The organism is Shewanella mangrovi, from assembly GCF_000753795.1.
Taxonomy (GTDB): Bacteria; Pseudomonadota; Gammaproteobacteria; order Enterobacterales; family Shewanellaceae; genus Shewanella; species Shewanella mangrovi.
Window position 1 is genome coordinate 562,964 of record NZ_JPEO01000001.1, and the last position, 16,516, is coordinate 579,479.

Sequence of the window (16,516 nt, forward strand, 5' to 3'; positions counted from 1 at the left end):
TTATTCAAGCTCCTTGATTGAAGCGGTCTGAAGACTAGCAAGAATCCGCTCAGTAGCGGCGGCCAGCCCGACCCTTGATGGTTGCGCTAAGTTATACCAGAGAGTGGCTTTGGGTTCCATGACAGCATCACCAGCTTGCGGTGTTAGCATGGTTTCGTTGAACTCATTTTCATCGCTGCTGACATCAAGTAGCAGTGGTTGAATATCAAAGTGAAAATGACTAAATGTATGCCTAAATGCGGGCAATGGATGCAGTGTTGCATCGGCATTGATCATAGCTGCTGCGGCTTTGATGGCTGCTTCACTGCTAAATTCAGGAAAACACCACAAGCCGCCCCAAATCCCTGCGGGTGGGCGCTGTTGCAGTAATACTTGTTGTTGCTGGCGCACGACCAATAAAAAGCCATCTTTGGCGGGAATCGCTTTTTTCGGCTTTTTCTCAGGGAAGTCTTTTTGTCTGCCTTGGCGTTGTGCTTGGCAATCAAATGCCACTGGACAACGTTCGCACGCTGGCTTGCTGCGGGTACAGAGCGTGGCGCCAATATCCATCATTGCCTGATTATATTGGTCGATATGTTGCGCGGGGGACAATGTATCAGCCAACTGCCATAGCTGTTGTTCAACTTTGGGCAGTCCCGGCCAACCAGTGACTGCGTTATGGCGAGTTAATACACGTTTAACGTTGCCGTCTAAAATAGCGTGATGTTGTCCGCAGGCTAATGACAAAATTGCGCCAGCGGTCGAACGGCCAATACCAGGAAGCGCTACTACATCATCAAAGTTTTCGGGAAACTTGCCATGATACTTGTCGCGAATGATGGTGGCGGCTTTATGCAGATTACGCGCTCGGGCGTAGTAGCCAAGCCCGGTCCAGTGATGCAGCACTTCGTCGATATCAGCATTAGCCAATTCGGTAACACTGCTAAAACGTTGCATAAAGCGTTCAAAGTACGGAATAACAGTGGCAACCTGAGTTTGTTGCAACATTATCTCAGATATCCATACTTTATAAGGGGTTTTATGTTGTTGCCAAGGTAGGGTCGTGCGGCCAAACTGCCGATACCACTCGATTACGCGTTGTGAAAAAGGGGCTGTGTTCATGGGCGCCAGTGTATCTGTGGTGATGATCCCGCACAAGCAGATACTGTGCTAGACCGTGATTAAAAAGGTAGTTGGTGCACTTTTTCTGCGCTAACACTTGCACCGCCAGTTGAAGTTTGCATAATGCCCATTCTTTTCACATGGCTGTCCGTTGACAGGAGCAAAAATGAGCGACGTTACTACTGCTGAATTCAATGAAGAAGGCAAGTACCTGCGTAAAGTCAAAAGCTTTGTATTGCGCGAAGGACGACTGACCAAAGGTCAGGCTCAAGCGCTTGAAGAAAACTGGCCAACCATGGGGTTGGAGTATTCCGCTGAGACCATCGATTTAGCACAAGTATTTGGCCGTGAAGCCGACACTGTACTGGAAATCGGTTTTGGCATGGGCGCGTCTTTGGTGGAAATGGCGAAGGCGGCCCCAGAGTTAAACTTTATCGGTATTGAAGTTCATAAGCCTGGTGTTGGTGCCTGTTTATCAGCAGCGGCTGAAGCTGGTGTCACTAACCTGCGCGTGTATCACCATGATGCAGTTGAAGTTCTGCAACATGCTATCGCTGATGGTTCATTGTCACGAGTGCAGCTGTTCTTCCCTGACCCTTGGCACAAGAAGCGTCATCACAAACGTCGCATTGTGCAGCCAGAATTTGCTGCGCTAGTACATAGTTGCCTCAAAATTGGTGGTGTATTCCATATGGCGACTGATTGGGAAAACTACAGTGAACATATGCTGGAAGTGATGAATCAGGCAACAGGCTATAAAAATCAATCACCTGATGGTACGGTAATGCCTAGACCTGATTATCGTCCACTGACGAAATTCGAAGCTCGTGGTCAACGTCTTGGACATGGCGTGTGGGATTTAATGTTCGAGCGCACTGAATAACCTTATATAAATCGGAGAATTTGCTCATGGCTATTCGCAGTCGTCGTTTACGCAAAAAGTTGCGTGTTGATGAGTTTCAGGAACTTGGTTTTGATGTCGCGTGGCGCTTCCCTGATGATATCGCGGAAGATGAAATTGATGCACAGGTCGATAAGTTTATCGAGCAAGTGATAGAACCTCGTGGTCTTGGTTTTCATGGCGGCGGTCATCACGTATGGGATGGCATTGTTGCTACGCAACGCATTGGCAAATGTACCGATGAAGACCGCCAAGCGGTGGAAGACTTTTGGAAAAGCCAGCAGGTACTCGAAGTTAGCGTAACCGATTTATACGATATTTGGTGGAGCTAAGCCTCAGCGCTTGCCCAATAGACATAAAAAAACAGCGCCTTGTGCGCTGTTTTTTTATGTCTGTTCCAACCAATTGCGTATTGCGCTCGTCATATTCACTAAAAACTGGTGCTTTTAGCTAACAAGCACACACCTTAATACATTTAATGAAATTAAATTATTATAAATCAGTGCGTTAAAAATTGGCACGCCATGTGCTATCACTAAACATCAATACTGAATGACAAGGACTCACAATGAAAACTTTGGTATGTGCATTGGCATTAACTGGTTCACTGCTCGCCGGACAAGCGCAGGCTTCTGTTTATCATTCACACGACAGCTGCAATATCTCGCTCAACTACGATGTCACCCTTAAGCAACAACAGCTGCGGGTTGCTGAGCACGATAAAGAGCTCTATCGCATTGAAGGCGACAAATTATTCGTCGACGGCAAACAAGTGCCACTGAACGCCGAGCAGCAGCAATTGATTGAAGATTACCGCAATGGTGTTTCTGCACAGATACCAAAAGTCATCACTTTGTTAGACAACGCGATGGACATTGCGACCGATGCTGTGGGCACGTCGTTAGCGCCATTATTAGGCGAAGAGGGCAGTGGCAAACTCAACGAAGCAATGGCGAATCTGCATGAACGTATTAGTGACTTGGCCTATCACCAAGGAGATGTCTACTACGTTGGTGCTTCAGATGATTCGCTTGATGAAGCCTTTGGCGATGAGTTCAGCGACGATATTGAAAAAGCCGTGATGAGTTCGCTGGGCAGTATCATGGTTAACATCGGTAAAAGCATGATGGACAGTGATGGCGACAGCTTTAGTGAAAAGATGGAAGCATTTGGCGCCAAAATGGAACGCATGGGTGATGACATTGAGGCGCGTATGGAAGCACGCTCTGACGAGATTGAGCGCAATGCGGATGAGTTGTGTGAAAGCTTTGCCGAACTGCAAAAGTTGGAGTCGAAAGTGCAACAACAGATCCCTGAGCTTGAAGACTATACCCTGATTTCAAATCGTCATTAATCGGACATTACTTGCGAGTTTTTTCTTCTTCCTTGTGACTGGTTCTTTAACGGACCTTCCTTTTCCGCATCTCAATTTATTTGGATGCGGTTTTTTTTAGTTTGTAATCTGCAATTTATCTACTTTGAGCATTAGAGTAGTCACTAAAGAGTTGGTATACTTTTTTATTCTCGATACAATTATTCTCTGAGCTGTACAATCAGCTCGTTCGGGCCGATCACTTTTCCACGTAAAAGACAGTTCAGCGAACCAATTAACAAGAATAAAGCAGCTATAGGCGACATCAATGCTAGAACTATTGGAACCCATCGCTATTTTTACTCATGTCGCTCGCGCCGGAAGTTTTAGCTCCGCCGCCCGTCGCTTGGGAATTTCAAAGTCGAAAGTCAGTACGCAAGTCGCTGATTTGGAACATCGGCTTGGTGTGCAACTTATCCAACGTACGACTCGTAGTTTAAGTCTGACCGAAGCGGGCAACCTGCTTTATGCTCAAGGCGAAGAACTGTTGCGAGGCGCCGATCAAGCGGTCGCCAGTGTGCACAATCTAAATGATGCCACTCGTGGCGTGCTAAAACTGGGGATCTCACAGTCTTTTGGTACTGCCCACATTATTCCGGCGTTGCCTGAGTTTATGGCGCGTCATCCAGAATTAGAACTGCAAGTCAGTCTGTTGGACCATAAGGTCGATGTGGTGAACGAAGGCCTTGATCTGTTACTGACCATGTCGGAGCAACTGCCGCTGGGAATGGTGGCTCGGCCGTTGATGAAGTGTCAGTTTTTACTGCTGGCATCTCCAGATTATATTGCTAAGCATGGCGTGCCTGAGCGCCCAGAGCAGTTAGTCGAGCATAACTGTTTGGTGTATCACGGTGAGTGGCATGAGCACTCTGTTTGGCAGTTTAAGCGGGGTGATGATTACTGTGAAATAGGTGTTTCTGGTAACTTCCGCGTGGATAATGCGCCAGCACTGAAGACCGCCGCGGTTAATGGCCTTGGCGTGGTCTATATGGCCACCTATCTGTTGGAGAATGAGATTGCAGAAGGCAAGTTAGTGCCTATGCTGACAGATTGGCAATTGGTTAACCATCTGCCTTTGCAGGCGGTTTATCCTCGCCGTAAACACCTAGCACCTAAGGTCAGTGCCTTTATCGAATTTATAAAGGAACATATTGGTACTCCGCCTGTGTGGGATGACAAATTTGCAGAAATTTTTGCATTGCGGAAGTAGTACGGAAAAACAAGAAATATAGTGCTAAATCAATCGGTTTTTCTCTGGATAATAAATTTATACTACAAATCAACACCTTGTTTTTAAAAGTGTAAATTAAGGGAAATGTATTTTTTGACCTTGGTTACAAATCAAAGGTAATTAACTTGCATCAACTAAGAGAGTTACTACAATGACAAGGCTTGATTTGGGTGGGATCTAGGGACATATCTGCGTCGAAATGACCCCTTTGACGTAGCGCTATGATTCAGCAGCTTTTGCAATCCGAATCTCTTGCTGTGCATATACTGATGTGATGGCTGTGTTGTTAACACAACCTCAGCGCGGCATTTAAACCGACATCCTGATTTGGTTATACCCCGCTTATCGCGGGGTATTTTTTACGTCAACGGCGCAGATTAGCAGAAGTAAGACAATAGCTCGTTAACGAACATGTGGCCTTTATCTGTCAGTTCCCAGTGTTCGGCATCGACTGTTACCAAGCCGTTACGTTCACCCTGCAGCATTCCTTCATCCAGCACTGACGAATCTACGCCCGTTCTCGCCGCAAACTCTGCTTTAGCAATCGGACCCATTAACCTTAGTCGATTCATCAGGTATTCCAGCGGTCGATCTTCAGGCAACACTTCGTCTACTTGGTAGAGATGCTCACCTGCGAGATAGCCTTTAGGGTGTTTTACTTTGACGCTGCGAAGAATTTGCTGCTCGTCTAACAAAGTCACTTTGCCATGGGCGCCACAGCCTATACCGAGATAGTCACCAAACTCCCAGTAGTTGAGATTATGACGACATTCAAAACCGGGTTTGGCGTAAGCCGAAATCTCATATTGGCGATAACCTAGCGCCTTGAGCCGCTGTTGCCCCTGCTGGTAAATATCCCATAACGCTTCATCGTCTGGCAGTACAGGGGGACGACTATGAAACAGGGTATTGGGTTCAATCGTTAGCTGATACCAAGACAGGTGCGGAGGGTTCAGCGATGCGGCGGTCTCGATATCGTTCAGTGCTTGTGCCAGCGATTGATTCGGCAGGCCATGCATTAAATCTAGGTTGAAGCTGTTGTAGTGCGCTTTTGCCACCGAAGCCGCAGCCTTTTTAGCCTCATCGCCACCGTGAATACGCCCGAGTATGTTCAGCTTATCTGAGGCAAAACTTTGTACGCCCATCGAGATACGGGTGATACCCGCAGCGCGATAGGCGTTGAAATCATCATGTTCTACAGTGCCAGGGTTGGCTTCCATGGTGATCTCAATATCGGCCTCAAATGGAATACGCTCTGCAATGCCATCCAGTAAACGTTTTATTTGCTCCGCATCGAACAGTGAGGGCGTGCCACCACCAATAAAGATACTGTGTAACGGGCGCTGTTGTACCCACTTTAAATCGGTATCCAAATCCTTTAGCAGCTCATCCACATATTGTTGCTGCGGAATTTCACCGTGCTGCGCGTGACTATTGAAATCGCAATAGGGGCACTTACGTACACACCAAGGAATGTGTACGTACAGACTCAGTGGCGGCAGTTGAGTGATCAAGCAATAATCCCCTGTGCTTTAAAAGCATCCAACAGCAGGTTAAGTGCTTTGCCACGATGACTCAGCTCATTCTTCAGTTCACTGCTGAGCTCTGCCGCGGTCTGTTGCATGCCTTGTGGAATGAAGATGGGATCGTAGCCGTGACCATTTTCACCTTTGACGTCAAAACCGATTTCACCTTCCCAAGCTGCTTGGCAAATGATCGGCGTTGGGTCTTTTGCGTGACGCATGTAAACCAAAATGCATTGGAAGCGCGCGGTGCGAGGCGCATTCTTCTCTTTCAGTGCATCCAGCAGCTTAGTGTAATTTGTAACCGCAGTGGCGTTTTCGCCGCTGTAGCGCGCAGAATAGATGCCGGGAGCGCCTTGCAGTGCATCAACTTCTAAACCTGAATCATCAGCAATAGCTGGTAAGCCTGTTACTGCGGCGGCGTGGCGCGCTTTAATAATGGCGTTTTCAACAAAGGTGGTGCCAGTTTCCGGCACTTCCTCAACGGCGAAATCGCTTTGTGGAAGCACTTGGATATCGTATTGGGCAAACATTTCGGCAAATTCTTTCAATTTGCCTTTGTTACCGCTGGCCAGAACAAATTTCTGCATTGTGGAATTCCTTGCGGAGTTGTTGGCAGTGCAAGCTGCCGAAAAAGACTAGTCGTTGAAAAACTGCTGGCTAAAATTCAGCTTAGTATTCAAATCATCTTGATGTTTTATCGCCAGATGAAAATGGATCTCTTCAGTATCTCGGTAGGGGAGTTGTGCCAGATAATAGATTGACTGGCCTTCACGAATTTCCCTGAATTTTAGTTTGAATCGCGCTTCGAGCAGATTGGTGGCGATGCCGCTGATTTCGACCTGAGTGTAGCCATTATTTGGTTTTAACTGATCAATGACGACAATGTTCACTAACGCAAGATAGCGGCTACGTTGAATGCCATAAGTTTGTGCCACAGCTGGGGAGATAAAAGTACTAGGTAGTGCCGTGTAGTGGATATCGTAATGACCGACCTGCAATTTTTGCTCTGCGTAGGCAGGCAATGCTAAGGCGGTTAGCCACAGTAACAGGGCAGTGATACAAGAACGGCTCATGGTAACTCAGTCGATTAAAGGCTCAGCCAAATTATACCCAGCTAGCGCATGAATTCCCATCACAGCAGTGCAGCTATTTCTGCGGGGAGTTGTTGTGGAGTATCGATGCGAATTTGCTTATGCCGGCCTAACTCACCTTTCACAATATGGACTTGGCTTTTGGCAACCTTAAAGGCTTTGGCCAGTAGTTTCACAATATGCTGATTGGCTTTGCCATCCACAGGTGGTGCCGTGATAGCCAATTTAACTTCATCACCATGCAGACCACACCATTGATCGCGGCTGGCTTTGGGCTGCACATAAACACGGAGCAGCAATTGTTGCTGCTCCATGGTGACGGCCGTTTGCCCTTTACTCATCAGGCAACAGCCCAGTATGGAACGTGCTGCGCTAACAGTAAGTTAAGGAAATTCAGTAGAATAAACAGCACCAGCACAGACAAATCTAAACCGCCAATCGGTGGAATGATGCGGCGGATTGGACCCAAAAATGGTTCTGTTAACTGATACAGTACATATTCAAATGGGTTGCTACCTTGGCTTACCCAGCTCAGAATTGCGCGGATAATCAACAGATAGAACAGCAGTACTCCCGCCTGTTTAATGACAGACACTAAGGCAAAAATGAGCGTGGCAAGGATGTTAAATTGAGCACCTGCAATCAAGGTGATAACCAGAATTTTTAGCACAACCACTGCTAACGCCAGCACCACTGACGCAGTGTCGAGATTGCCGATTGACGGCAGTACCCGGCGCAGCGGTTTAATAATCGGGTGGGTGGCTTTTACAATAAATTGGCTGAAGGGATTGTAAAAGTCCGCTCGCACCAATTGCATCCAGATACGCAGGATAACGACCATCAGGTACAGATCGAATATGGTGCTAACTAAAAAAGTAAATGGATCAGTCATTTCGGGTCTCTTAGTGGTTAAAATTGTTTCGCCATTTCTTCTGCACGAGCGATACAGTTTGCCATTGCTTTGGCGGTTAATCCATGCAGATCGCCTTGTTTAAAGGTTTCCACCGCTTCGTGAGTGGTGCCACCTTTTGAGGTGACGTTCTGACGCAGTTGCGCGGCTGTCAGTTGCGGATTCTCAATCAACATTCTGGCAGCTCCGAAGGCCGCTTGTTGCGCAAGCTTGCGCGCCTTATCGCGTTCCATTCCCATGCTAATGCCAGCTTCAATCATGCCTTCGACAAACAGGAAGAAATAGGCCGGAGAGCTCCCCGCGAGTGCAATGACCAGATTCAATCCGTCTTCATCATCAACCCACACTGTATCTCCACCGGTTTTAATAATCGCTTCGGCAATGGCCTTTTGCTCTGCCGAGATATTGTCTGGAGCATATAAGCCCGACATACCCGCACCTAATTGCATTGGAGTGTTAGGCATCACGCGGATGAGCTTAATTGGTTGACCGAAATAATCTTGATAGCGTGTGGCGGGAATACCGGCGGCAATCGTGATGATAAGCTTATTTGACAGGTCTAACGTTGCCAGCGCTTCACACACTTGTTGCATCAGTTGTGGCTTTACTGACAGGATGATGACATCGGCCCGTTGTGCCGCTGCAGCGTTATCGCTACTGGTATTAATGGCAAAATCCGCTTTCAGTGCGTCCAGCTTCGGTGTACTTGGGTTGGTTGCTTCTATCAGCTCAGGTTGATAGCCACTGTTAACGAGTCCACTGATGATACTGCGGCTCATGTTGCCGGCACCGATAAAACAGATTTTGTTAGAAGTCATGCGATCCTCTTTTGTTTGAAAATAACGACTCGCCAACAGACGAGTTGCTTATAGTATTTGGGCGCGATCTGCTAAAAACAAGGGCTAGTTGGCATTCGCGCTGTAGTCTCGCTCACCAAATATGGCACTACCAATGCGCACCATAGTCGAGCCGTGTGCGACAGCAAGTTCTAAATCCTGACTCATGCCCATCGAGAGGGTGTCAACACTTTCATAGCCTAACTGAAGCGTATTGAATAACTGCTGCATAGTGTCCAGTTCTTTAGCCAGTTGCTTGTCATCAGAGTGACTCGGGATTGCCATTAATCCGCGTAATTTAAGCTTGGGTAAGGTGGCAATGTGCGCCGCGAGCGCTAGCATGCTGTCTTTATCAACCACGCCAGATTTACTCGCCTCACCACTGATATTCACCTGTATACAGACGTTCAGCGGTGCTTTATCTGAAGGTCGCTGCGCATTGAGGCGATCGGCGATTTTTGCACGCTCCAGTGTGTGCATCCAGTCAAAATAGTCAGCGACAATGCGGCTCTTATTTGACTGCAACGGGCCAATAAAATGCCATTCAATGTCGGGACACTGTTGCAGCAGTGCTTCTACCTTTTGTTGACCTTCTTGGACGTAGTTTTCACCAAAACGACGTTGTCCTGCTTGGTAGGCGGCGAGAATATCGCTAACGGGCTTGGTTTTACTGACTGCAAGCAGTTGGATCTCATCGGGATTGCGCGCGGAATTTTTAGCGGCGGTGGTTATCCTTTGCTGGGCTAGCTCGAGTCTGTCTGCTATTGTTGTCATGTTGTTATCTTTTGGTTTAACGGATATACCAAGTTATGGAAATCACTGAATTATTGGCTTTTAGTGTAAAACACAAAGCGTCAGATCTACACCTTTCTGCAGGTGTTCCACCTATGATACGTGTCGATGGTGAGGTGAGAAAGCTCAATGTCCCGGCATTGATGCATCAAGACGTACATCGCCTCGTGTACGATATCATGAACGATAAACAACGTAAGGATTACGAGGAACACCTCGAAATCGACTTTTCGTTTGAAGTTCCTAACTTGGCGCGCTTCAGGGTTAACGCCTTTAACCAATCGCGTGGCGCTGCGGCAGTGTTCCGTACCATTCCTACTGATATCTTAACCTTAGAGCAATTAGGCGCGCCTGAAATCTTTAAGAAAATTTCCTCGTATCCGCGTGGGTTGGTGTTGGTCACAGGGCCTACAGGGTCGGGTAAAAGTACCACGCTGGCTGGGATGATCGATTATGTGAATGACAACCGTCACGACCATATTCTGACCATCGAAGACCCCATCGAATTCGTGCATCAGAACAAGCAATGTTTGATCAACCAACGTGAAGTGCACCGCAATACTTGGAGCTTTGAAGCGGCATTGCGTAGCGCCTTGCGTGAAGACCCGGATGTGATTCTGGTGGGGGAAATGCGTGACCTCGAAACCATTCGCTTGGCGCTGACAGCGGCGGAAACAGGTCACTTAGTTTTTGGCACCTTGCACACCACTTCAGCAGCTAAAACCATTGACCGTGTAGTGGACGTATTCCCCGCAGGTGAAAAAGATATGGTACGGACCATGTTGTCGGAATCGCTACAAGCCGTTATCTCGCAAACGTTGATTAAGAAGATTGGCGGCGGCCGCGTGGCAGCACATGAAATTATGATTGGTACGCCTGCAATTCGTAACCTTATTCGTGAAGATAAAGTGGCGCAAATGTATTCGGCTATCCAAACTGGTATGGCGCATGGCATGCAAACGCTGGAGCAGAGTTTGCAGCAATTAGTGAGTCGTGGCGTGATCAGTCGCGAAGATGCGCTGGCCAAGAGTTCTAACAAGCAGGTTAATTTCTAAGGAGTCGCTATGGACGTCAGACCTTTTTTGGAAGCCATGGTTGAACGTAAGGCGTCAGACCTGTTTATTACCGCCGGCTTTCCGCCCAGTGCCAAAGTCGACGGTGCGTTACGCCCATTAGCTGAAAATGCCTTTACTGCGGCGCAGGCACTCGAATTTGTCGAGTCGTTGATGACCCCCGCTAATAAGCAGGAATTCCACGAAAGCAAAGAATGCAACTTTGCGATTGGTTCAAAAGGCCTAGGACGTTTTCGTGTCAGCGCTTTTTGGCAACGTGAAGCCGCAGGTTGCGTGATGCGCCGTATCGAAACCAAAATTCCGACCTTGGAAGATTTGAGTTTGCCACCAGTGTTAAAAGACTTGGTGATGGCCAAGCGTGGCTTGGTGATCATGGTCGGGGCCACCGGTACCGGTAAGTCAACTTCGCTGGCGGCAATGATTGGATATCGTAATGCCAATACCAAAGGCCATATTCTGACCATTGAAGACCCGGTCGAATTTGTGCACCAACACAACAAATGTATCGTCACCCAACGTGAAGTCGGCATCGATACTGAATCATTTGACGCAGCACTGAAAAGCTCATTGCGTCAGGCCCCTGATGTGATTTTGATTGGTGAGATCCGTAGTCAGGAAACCATGGAGTTCGCTCTGTCGTTTGCTGAAACCGGTCACCTGTGTTTGGCGACCTTGCACGCCAACAACGCTAACCAAGCACTTGATCGGATTATGCACTTAGTGCCGGAAAATAAGCATGCGCAATTGCTGTTTGACTTGTCGTTAAATTTACGCGGCATTGTGGCGCAACAGTTGGTGCCAAAAGCGGATGGTACCGGGCGCCGTGCAGCCATTGAAATCTTAATCAATACGCCGCGGGTGGCGAGTGTGATTCAGCGGCATGAATTGCATGTACTGAAAGAAGTTATGGCGAAGTCCAATGAGCAGGGCATGCAGACGTTCGACCAAGCGCTGTTCAAGCTCTATAAAGATGGTGAGATCACCTACGCCGATGCTCTGCACCATGCTGACTCACCGAACGATTTGCGTTTGATGATCAAGTTGGAGAGTGGGAATGCTGGTTCGTCTGGTTCCATGGACAGCATTACATTAGACATGGATTAAGCCGCATTAAATTGGCACAGGAGATCGCGAGCAACTATTGTTATTAGTTCTAAATATTCGATAAATAATTCGAATTCAAACTAATTTTTTGTTAAGGTTCCGCACCAAATTTTGACCGTTGGGAGAATATGATGAAAACTCATGCCATGAGATGGCTCGCTCTTGTGTCTTTATTTGCATCAGGTTACGTGAGTGCAGTACCCGTTACAGATGAACTCGATATCGGTGGCGCAGTGCGCCTTAACTACGGTTGGAAAGACTACGACGATAACGCAAAGTTTGAATTCGAACTTTTTCGCATCGATGTGAACTACAAAAAAGACAAATTACTCGCGTCTGCACAATACCGCTGGTACCAAGATCAAGAAGTGGTCCATCACGCTTGGGCAGGCTACCAATTTACTGATAAGGATGTTGTGAAGCTCGGTATCACTTTAGTGCCGTTTGGATTATTGCCTACTGCGTCGCATTCGTTCTGGTTCGGTGGTACCTATTATCTTGGGTTTGAAGATGATTATGATGCGGGTATCCACTGGCAGCATGATGCTGATGACGGCTGGCGTTACGATTTAGCTTACTTTGCCAATGATGAATATGGTGACGGCAGCAGAGTAAAGCGTTACTCCTTTGATGTGGCAACAACACCCGCACGCCCTTACGAAGAAGCCGGACAGCTCAATGCACGTGTTGAGAAGCAATTAAGCGTTGGTGATGCTGCGCATAAACTGGGCGCTTCATTCCAGTGGAGTGAATTTGATTATGTGCCAAGCGAAAATGCGGTAGCGGGTGAGGACACCGATGGTTATGCCGCAGCGGTTCATTGGCAGATGGACTGGCGTAAATGGCAAACACAACTGCAGTACATTCATTATGATTACGACTTCCCTGATGATCGTATGGCGATGTCTGCATTTGCTTACCCGTTTGAAATCGCCTCAAAAGCCGATGTTTATAGCGCTAACTTAGCCCATAGTATGGATGTTTCATGGGGGCCAATTTCCAACGTAAATTGCTATAACGATTTTACCTACACCGCCGCTTCTGGCGCGGGCTTGGATAACTCCATTCAAAACGTGACGGGCTGTATGCTGACGGCGGGTAAGTTTTACACCTATGTTGACTGGATTGCTGGTAAGAATATGTGGTTCGCTAACGGTCCAGGTATCGGCATTGCTGAAGGCGAAAACGGCTGGCACTCACGATTAAATATCAACATCGGCTTATACTTCTAACCGACGATGATCTGCCACGGCTGAAGCTGCGTATTATTGGGAATCAACACGATAGACACAGGAAGGTCCAATGTTTACTCAATATCTGCACCAGAGTCTTAAACTAGCGGTGGTGGGATTGGGATTATTCGGTAGTGTAAGTTTCGCTGCCGATTGTCCTGATTATCTCAATCGCGATATGCGTAAGCTGCACTCTTCGCAAACGGTTAACTTGTGCGAATTAACACAGGGTAAGCCAGTACTTATCATCAATACTGCCAGCCATTGCGGTTTTACCCCTCAATTTAAGGGGTTAGAGGCACTGCATAAACGTTATGCTGACAAAGGACTTGTGGTCATAGGTTTTCCATCGGACGACTTTTTTCAGGAAGAAGATGATGAAAAGGATACGGCCAAAATTTGCTACATCAATTATGGTGTGACTTTTACCATGTTGGCCACTTCTGCAGTACGCGGTAGTGACGTAAACCCAGTGTTTAAATACTTGGATGATAAGGCGGGCTCACCTAAATGGAATTTCTATAAATATTTAGTCAGTGGTGACGGCAAACAGGTACAGCAGTTTAGCTCGCGAGTGACGCCAGACAGCGAGGAACTTAATCAAGCAATTGATAAGTTACTGGCAACGGCTAATTAGCATGAATCTTGATGTTAAAAAAGCGGCGAGCATAGATGTTATGCTCGCCGCTTTTTTTAGTTATTGTTAACTATTGATACGAGTTTTCAAAATAACTCTCGACGATCAATACTGCCGACACTGAATCGACTTGTCCCTTAGACAGTGCTCGATATCCGCCATATTCAAATAGCCGTGCTTTAGCATCGGTGGTAGTCAGGCGCTCATCTTGTGTTGCGATAGGGACGCCAAAACGGCCATGAATACGATTGGCAAACTTCCGCGCTCGCTGAGTCATCTCTTGCTCGGTCCCATCCATATTCAGTGGCAGGCCTACCACCACCAAATCGGGTTGCCATTCTTTAAGTAATGCCTCTATCAGCGTCCAATCCGGAACACCATCTGTGGCTTTTATCGCTTTTAGTGGCTGGGCACTGCCGGTGATTTCCTGCCCCACTGCAACACCAATACTCTTGGTGCCAAAATCAAAACCTAACACTGTACGAGACATGTAAAACCTTATGCATGGCCGATGTCGGTCGACATCTGCCACAAATCAAACCCTAGCGATTTGGTGGCCTTTTCCCAACGCTCTTCAAATGGTGTATCAAAAAGCAGTTCAGCGGTCGCGGGGATAGTAAGCCACGAATTCTCCGCCAGTTCCTTTTCCAACTGATTACGGCTCCAGCCAGCATAGCCAAGCACGACTAAGAAGTGCTCAGGCGCTTTTTGGGTGCCAATGGAGGTCAAAATATCACGTGATGTGGTCAGCATTAGCTCGTCGTTGATGGCGTTGCTATTAATCCAGTTTTGTTGGCTACTGTGCAGAACAAAGCCTCGTTCCGGATTAACGGGCCCCCCCACTAAGACTTGGTTTTCGAGCGATGGCGCTAAATGACGTTCATCTTGCAGTTCTAGTTGAGCTAATAACTCCTCTACATCAACGCCGATAGGGCGATTGACCATGATACCCATGGCGCCTTTTTCGTCGTGTTCACAGATATAAATCAGCGAACGCTCGAAAAACGAGTCATTTAGCGAGGGCATCGCAATTAAGAAGTGATTCTGCAAACTATCCATAACAGCTCCTGAAATTTGCGCCTTAACCGCCCGCGAGCTTCACTTTATAACCTTGCTTTTCCAGCAATGTTTTGAGTTGCTCACGATTGTCAGTCTGAACTTCGATAGTAAAGTCTTTTACTGTACCACCACAACCACATTGCTTTTTAAGTTTTTGAGCTAGGGCTTTTAGCTCGTCCGCCGCTAAACCGAGTCCGCTGATAACAGATACTCCTTTACCCTTGCGGCCCTTGCTATCACGATGAATACGCACAATGCCATCTCCATGAGGCACAGCAACTGGCGCTTCAGTTTCGGTAATTCGTCCCTTATCTGTGCTGTATACCAGTGACACATTAGGATCTACTCGCATAGCGTTTATCTCATTAATTCTTGTATATAAGACGGATTTTAGCAGATTTGTGTCTAATTCCGCATAGTTACCAAGAAAGTTAGCCAACAAAAAAGCCGCTTCAATAGAAGCGGCTGACTCATCTCAAGGCTGCAGGGAGTAAGATGAAAACAATAAACCGATTAGCCCCAAATAACGCCTAACAGCACAGATAGTAATGAGAGGAAGGCGCAGGGCAGTATTGCAAAGCGCCATTTAGGCACTAGCAGCACAATTGAGGTGGAAACAAAACTTACTGCGGCAAGCGTGAAAAAGGAGAATGGCATTGAAAACGATCTGATTGCTAGCCATGTGAGCATTGCCAACGGCAATATCATTAACAACTTAGGTTGAGTGATCGCGGTCAGTCCTAACATATGACTGTTAGCGCCTTTCGTTACCGCTTGTGGTGTCAGCAGATACACCATACTTGTCACAATAAACGCGCAGATAATCCAAGCCATATGCTATTCCTTTGTTAGCAAATTAATGATAATCATTATCATTTAAAAAATTTAAATTGCAAGTATGAAGTGAAATTATTCGATACTTAATTGCAGTTGTAGATTTGTTGAGCTGGCGGTAAGCTGATGGTGAAAGCAACTGACTTGCAGAGCAACTAGGTGATTTTTATGAAATATCTTATGTTAGCCGCAGTAGCGTTAGTGATGGCCGGCTGCGCCTCCGTGCATCCGGGGTGGGATTATGATCCTGCTACTAATTTCTCCCAATATAAAACTTATGCTTGGGTGGAGACTAAGGCAACCGACGGTGAGTACCAAAAAGATGGGTTACTGGCGCAACGTGTTCATGTTGCGGTCGATCAACAGCTAGCAGCAAAAGGCTTTGTTAAAGTCGATGCTAAAGACGCTGAACTGATGGTCAACTACATGACCAAAGTTAATAAGCGCGCTGACGTCGATACGTTGAATGCTAACTTTGGTTGGGGACCTTATTGGTATCGCGGCTGGTGGGGGGGCCCATCTTATTCTCAGGTTAAAGAGTATGATGTGGGTGATCTGATTTTGGATATGGTGGATGCCAAAAACCATCAACTGATTTGGCGCAGTACTGCTAAAAATATTGTGCGTGACTATAAGACGCCACAGCAGCGGATTGACAAGGTCAATGAAGCGGCAGCCGCTATGTTGGGAAATTTCCCGCCTAAAGCTGACTAATCACTGTTGTTATCCATTACTCGGCTAGTAGTTATTTTGCTAACTACTAGCCGTTTTTATTTGATACCCCTACATTTTTTCGGTATTTAGCGCGGCCAAAGTA

General features: G+C 47.0%; 21 protein-coding genes. 9 read left to right on the forward strand and 12 right to left on the reverse strand.

Features of this window, described 5'->3' with window-relative positions:
• The gene (gene mutY, locus HR45_RS02295) at nucleotides 1–1,101 is read right to left on the reverse strand and encodes an A/G-specific adenine glycosylase (RefSeq protein WP_037439255.1); all 1,101 of its coding nucleotides are present in this window, start codon (nucleotides 1,099–1,101) and stop codon (nucleotides 1–3) included.
• 166 nt (nucleotides 1,102–1,267) lie between these two features.
• On the opposite strand from mutY, the gene trmB reads away from it, so the two are divergent.
• The 4 genes from trmB (at nucleotide 1,268) to HR45_RS02315 (ending at nucleotide 4,584) form a co-directional block, all read left to right on the forward strand.
• Complete coding sequence (trmB, locus tag HR45_RS02300) at nucleotides 1,268–1,984, forward strand: tRNA (guanosine(46)-N7)-methyltransferase TrmB (protein ID WP_037439257.1); 717 nt, start codon at nucleotides 1,268–1,270, stop codon at nucleotides 1,982–1,984.
• Nucleotides 1,985–2,010: 26 nt separating this feature from the next.
• Nucleotides 2,011–2,334, forward strand: coding sequence for a 50S ribosome-binding protein YggL (locus HR45_RS02305; RefSeq protein WP_037439260.1), 324 nt, complete (start codon nucleotides 2,011–2,013; stop codon nucleotides 2,332–2,334).
• 236 nt (nucleotides 2,335–2,570) lie between these two features.
• A complete protein-coding gene (locus HR45_RS02310; RefSeq protein ID WP_037439265.1) occupies nucleotides 2,571–3,356 on the forward strand; it encodes a YggN family protein in 786 nt (261 codons plus the stop codon).
• A gap of 286 nt (nucleotides 3,357–3,642) precedes the next feature.
• Entirely contained in the window at nucleotides 3,643–4,584 is a 942-nt protein-coding gene (locus HR45_RS02315; RefSeq protein WP_037439267.1) for a LysR family transcriptional regulator, read from the forward strand.
• Between the two features lie 398 nt (nucleotides 4,585–4,982).
• Here the strand turns inward: HR45_RS02315 and hemW are convergent, their stop codons facing one another.
• The 7 genes from hemW to HR45_RS02350 all read right to left on the reverse strand — a co-directional run bounded on the left by hemW (nucleotide 4,983) and on the right by HR45_RS02350 (nucleotide 9,742).
• Entirely contained in the window at nucleotides 4,983–6,116 is a 1,134-nt protein-coding gene (hemW, locus tag HR45_RS02320) for a radical SAM family heme chaperone HemW (protein WP_052074433.1), read from the reverse strand.
• Entirely contained in the window at nucleotides 6,116–6,718 is a 603-nt protein-coding gene (gene rdgB, locus HR45_RS02325; protein ID WP_037439270.1) for an RdgB/HAM1 family non-canonical purine NTP pyrophosphatase, read from the reverse strand. The genes hemW and rdgB overlap by 1 nt, the downstream gene beginning before the upstream one ends.
• A 48-nt stretch (nucleotides 6,719–6,766) precedes the next feature.
• Nucleotides 6,767–7,204 (reverse strand): DUF4426 domain-containing protein, encoded by a 438-nt coding sequence (locus HR45_RS02330; RefSeq protein WP_037439273.1) that lies wholly within the window; start codon nucleotides 7,202–7,204, stop codon nucleotides 6,767–6,769.
• Nucleotides 7,205–7,263: 59 nt separating this feature from the next.
• Nucleotides 7,264–7,563 (reverse strand): DUF167 family protein YggU, encoded by a 300-nt coding sequence (gene yggU / locus HR45_RS02335; protein WP_037439275.1) that lies wholly within the window; start codon nucleotides 7,561–7,563, stop codon nucleotides 7,264–7,266.
• Nucleotides 7,563–8,114 carry a YggT family protein gene (locus tag HR45_RS02340; protein ID WP_037439277.1) on the reverse strand — a complete coding sequence of 184 codons (552 nt, stop codon included), beginning with the start codon at nucleotides 8,112–8,114 and terminating at the stop codon, nucleotides 7,563–7,565. Before HR45_RS02340 ends, yggU begins: the two co-directional genes overlap by 1 nt.
• A gap of 17 nt (nucleotides 8,115–8,131) precedes the next feature.
• On the reverse strand, nucleotides 8,132–8,950 hold the full coding sequence (gene proC / locus HR45_RS02345) for a pyrroline-5-carboxylate reductase (protein WP_037439278.1): 819 nt from the start codon (nucleotides 8,948–8,950) through the stop codon (nucleotides 8,132–8,134).
• A gap of 84 nt (nucleotides 8,951–9,034) precedes the next feature.
• The gene (locus HR45_RS02350) at nucleotides 9,035–9,742 is read right to left on the reverse strand and encodes a YggS family pyridoxal phosphate-dependent enzyme (protein ID WP_037439279.1); all 708 of its coding nucleotides are present in this window, start codon (nucleotides 9,740–9,742) and stop codon (nucleotides 9,035–9,037) included.
• A gap of 35 nt (nucleotides 9,743–9,777) precedes the next feature.
• On the opposite strand from HR45_RS02350, the gene HR45_RS02355 reads away from it, so the two are divergent.
• From HR45_RS02355 to HR45_RS02370, 4 genes are all read left to right on the forward strand, one after another.
• Nucleotides 9,778–10,815, forward strand: a complete 1,038-nt coding sequence (locus tag HR45_RS02355; protein WP_037439280.1) for a type IV pilus twitching motility protein PilT — start codon at nucleotides 9,778–9,780, stop codon at nucleotides 10,813–10,815.
• A 9-nt stretch (nucleotides 10,816–10,824) separates the two neighbouring features.
• Nucleotides 10,825–11,937 carry a PilT/PilU family type 4a pilus ATPase gene (locus HR45_RS02360; RefSeq protein WP_037439282.1) on the forward strand — a complete coding sequence of 371 codons (1,113 nt, stop codon included), beginning with the start codon at nucleotides 10,825–10,827 and terminating at the stop codon, nucleotides 11,935–11,937.
• 164 nt (nucleotides 11,938–12,101) lie between these two features.
• Nucleotides 12,102–13,169: a hypothetical protein gene (locus tag HR45_RS02365; protein WP_241461040.1), complete on the forward strand. Its 1,068-nt coding sequence runs from the start codon at nucleotides 12,102–12,104 to the stop codon at nucleotides 13,167–13,169.
• Nucleotides 13,170–13,239: 70 nt separating this feature from the next.
• Nucleotides 13,240–13,806: a glutathione peroxidase gene (locus HR45_RS02370; RefSeq protein ID WP_081933357.1), complete on the forward strand. Its 567-nt coding sequence runs from the start codon at nucleotides 13,240–13,242 to the stop codon at nucleotides 13,804–13,806.
• Nucleotides 13,807–13,876: 70 nt separating this feature from the next.
• Here HR45_RS02370 and ruvX read toward each other — a convergent pair whose 3' ends face one another.
• From ruvX to HR45_RS02390, 4 genes are all read right to left on the reverse strand, one after another.
• Entirely contained in the window at nucleotides 13,877–14,296 is a 420-nt protein-coding gene (gene ruvX, locus HR45_RS02375; RefSeq protein WP_037439284.1) for a Holliday junction resolvase RuvX, read from the reverse strand.
• A gap of 8 nt (nucleotides 14,297–14,304) precedes the next feature.
• Nucleotides 14,305–14,865, reverse strand: coding sequence for a YqgE/AlgH family protein (locus HR45_RS02380; RefSeq protein ID WP_037439285.1), 561 nt, complete (start codon nucleotides 14,863–14,865; stop codon nucleotides 14,305–14,307).
• A gap of 22 nt (nucleotides 14,866–14,887) precedes the next feature.
• The gene (gene yciH, locus HR45_RS02385) at nucleotides 14,888–15,217 is read right to left on the reverse strand and encodes a stress response translation initiation inhibitor YciH (protein WP_037439286.1); all 330 of its coding nucleotides are present in this window, start codon (nucleotides 15,215–15,217) and stop codon (nucleotides 14,888–14,890) included.
• Between the two features lie 161 nt (nucleotides 15,218–15,378).
• Nucleotides 15,379–15,699, reverse strand: a complete 321-nt coding sequence (locus HR45_RS02390; protein WP_037439288.1) for a hypothetical protein — start codon at nucleotides 15,697–15,699, stop codon at nucleotides 15,379–15,381.
• A gap of 168 nt (nucleotides 15,700–15,867) precedes the next feature.
• Between HR45_RS02390 and HR45_RS02395 the strand changes: the two genes are divergently transcribed.
• Nucleotides 15,868–16,413 (forward strand): DUF4136 domain-containing protein, encoded by a 546-nt coding sequence (locus HR45_RS02395; RefSeq protein ID WP_037439290.1) that lies wholly within the window; start codon nucleotides 15,868–15,870, stop codon nucleotides 16,411–16,413.
• Nucleotides 16,414–16,516: the final 103 nt, after the last annotated feature.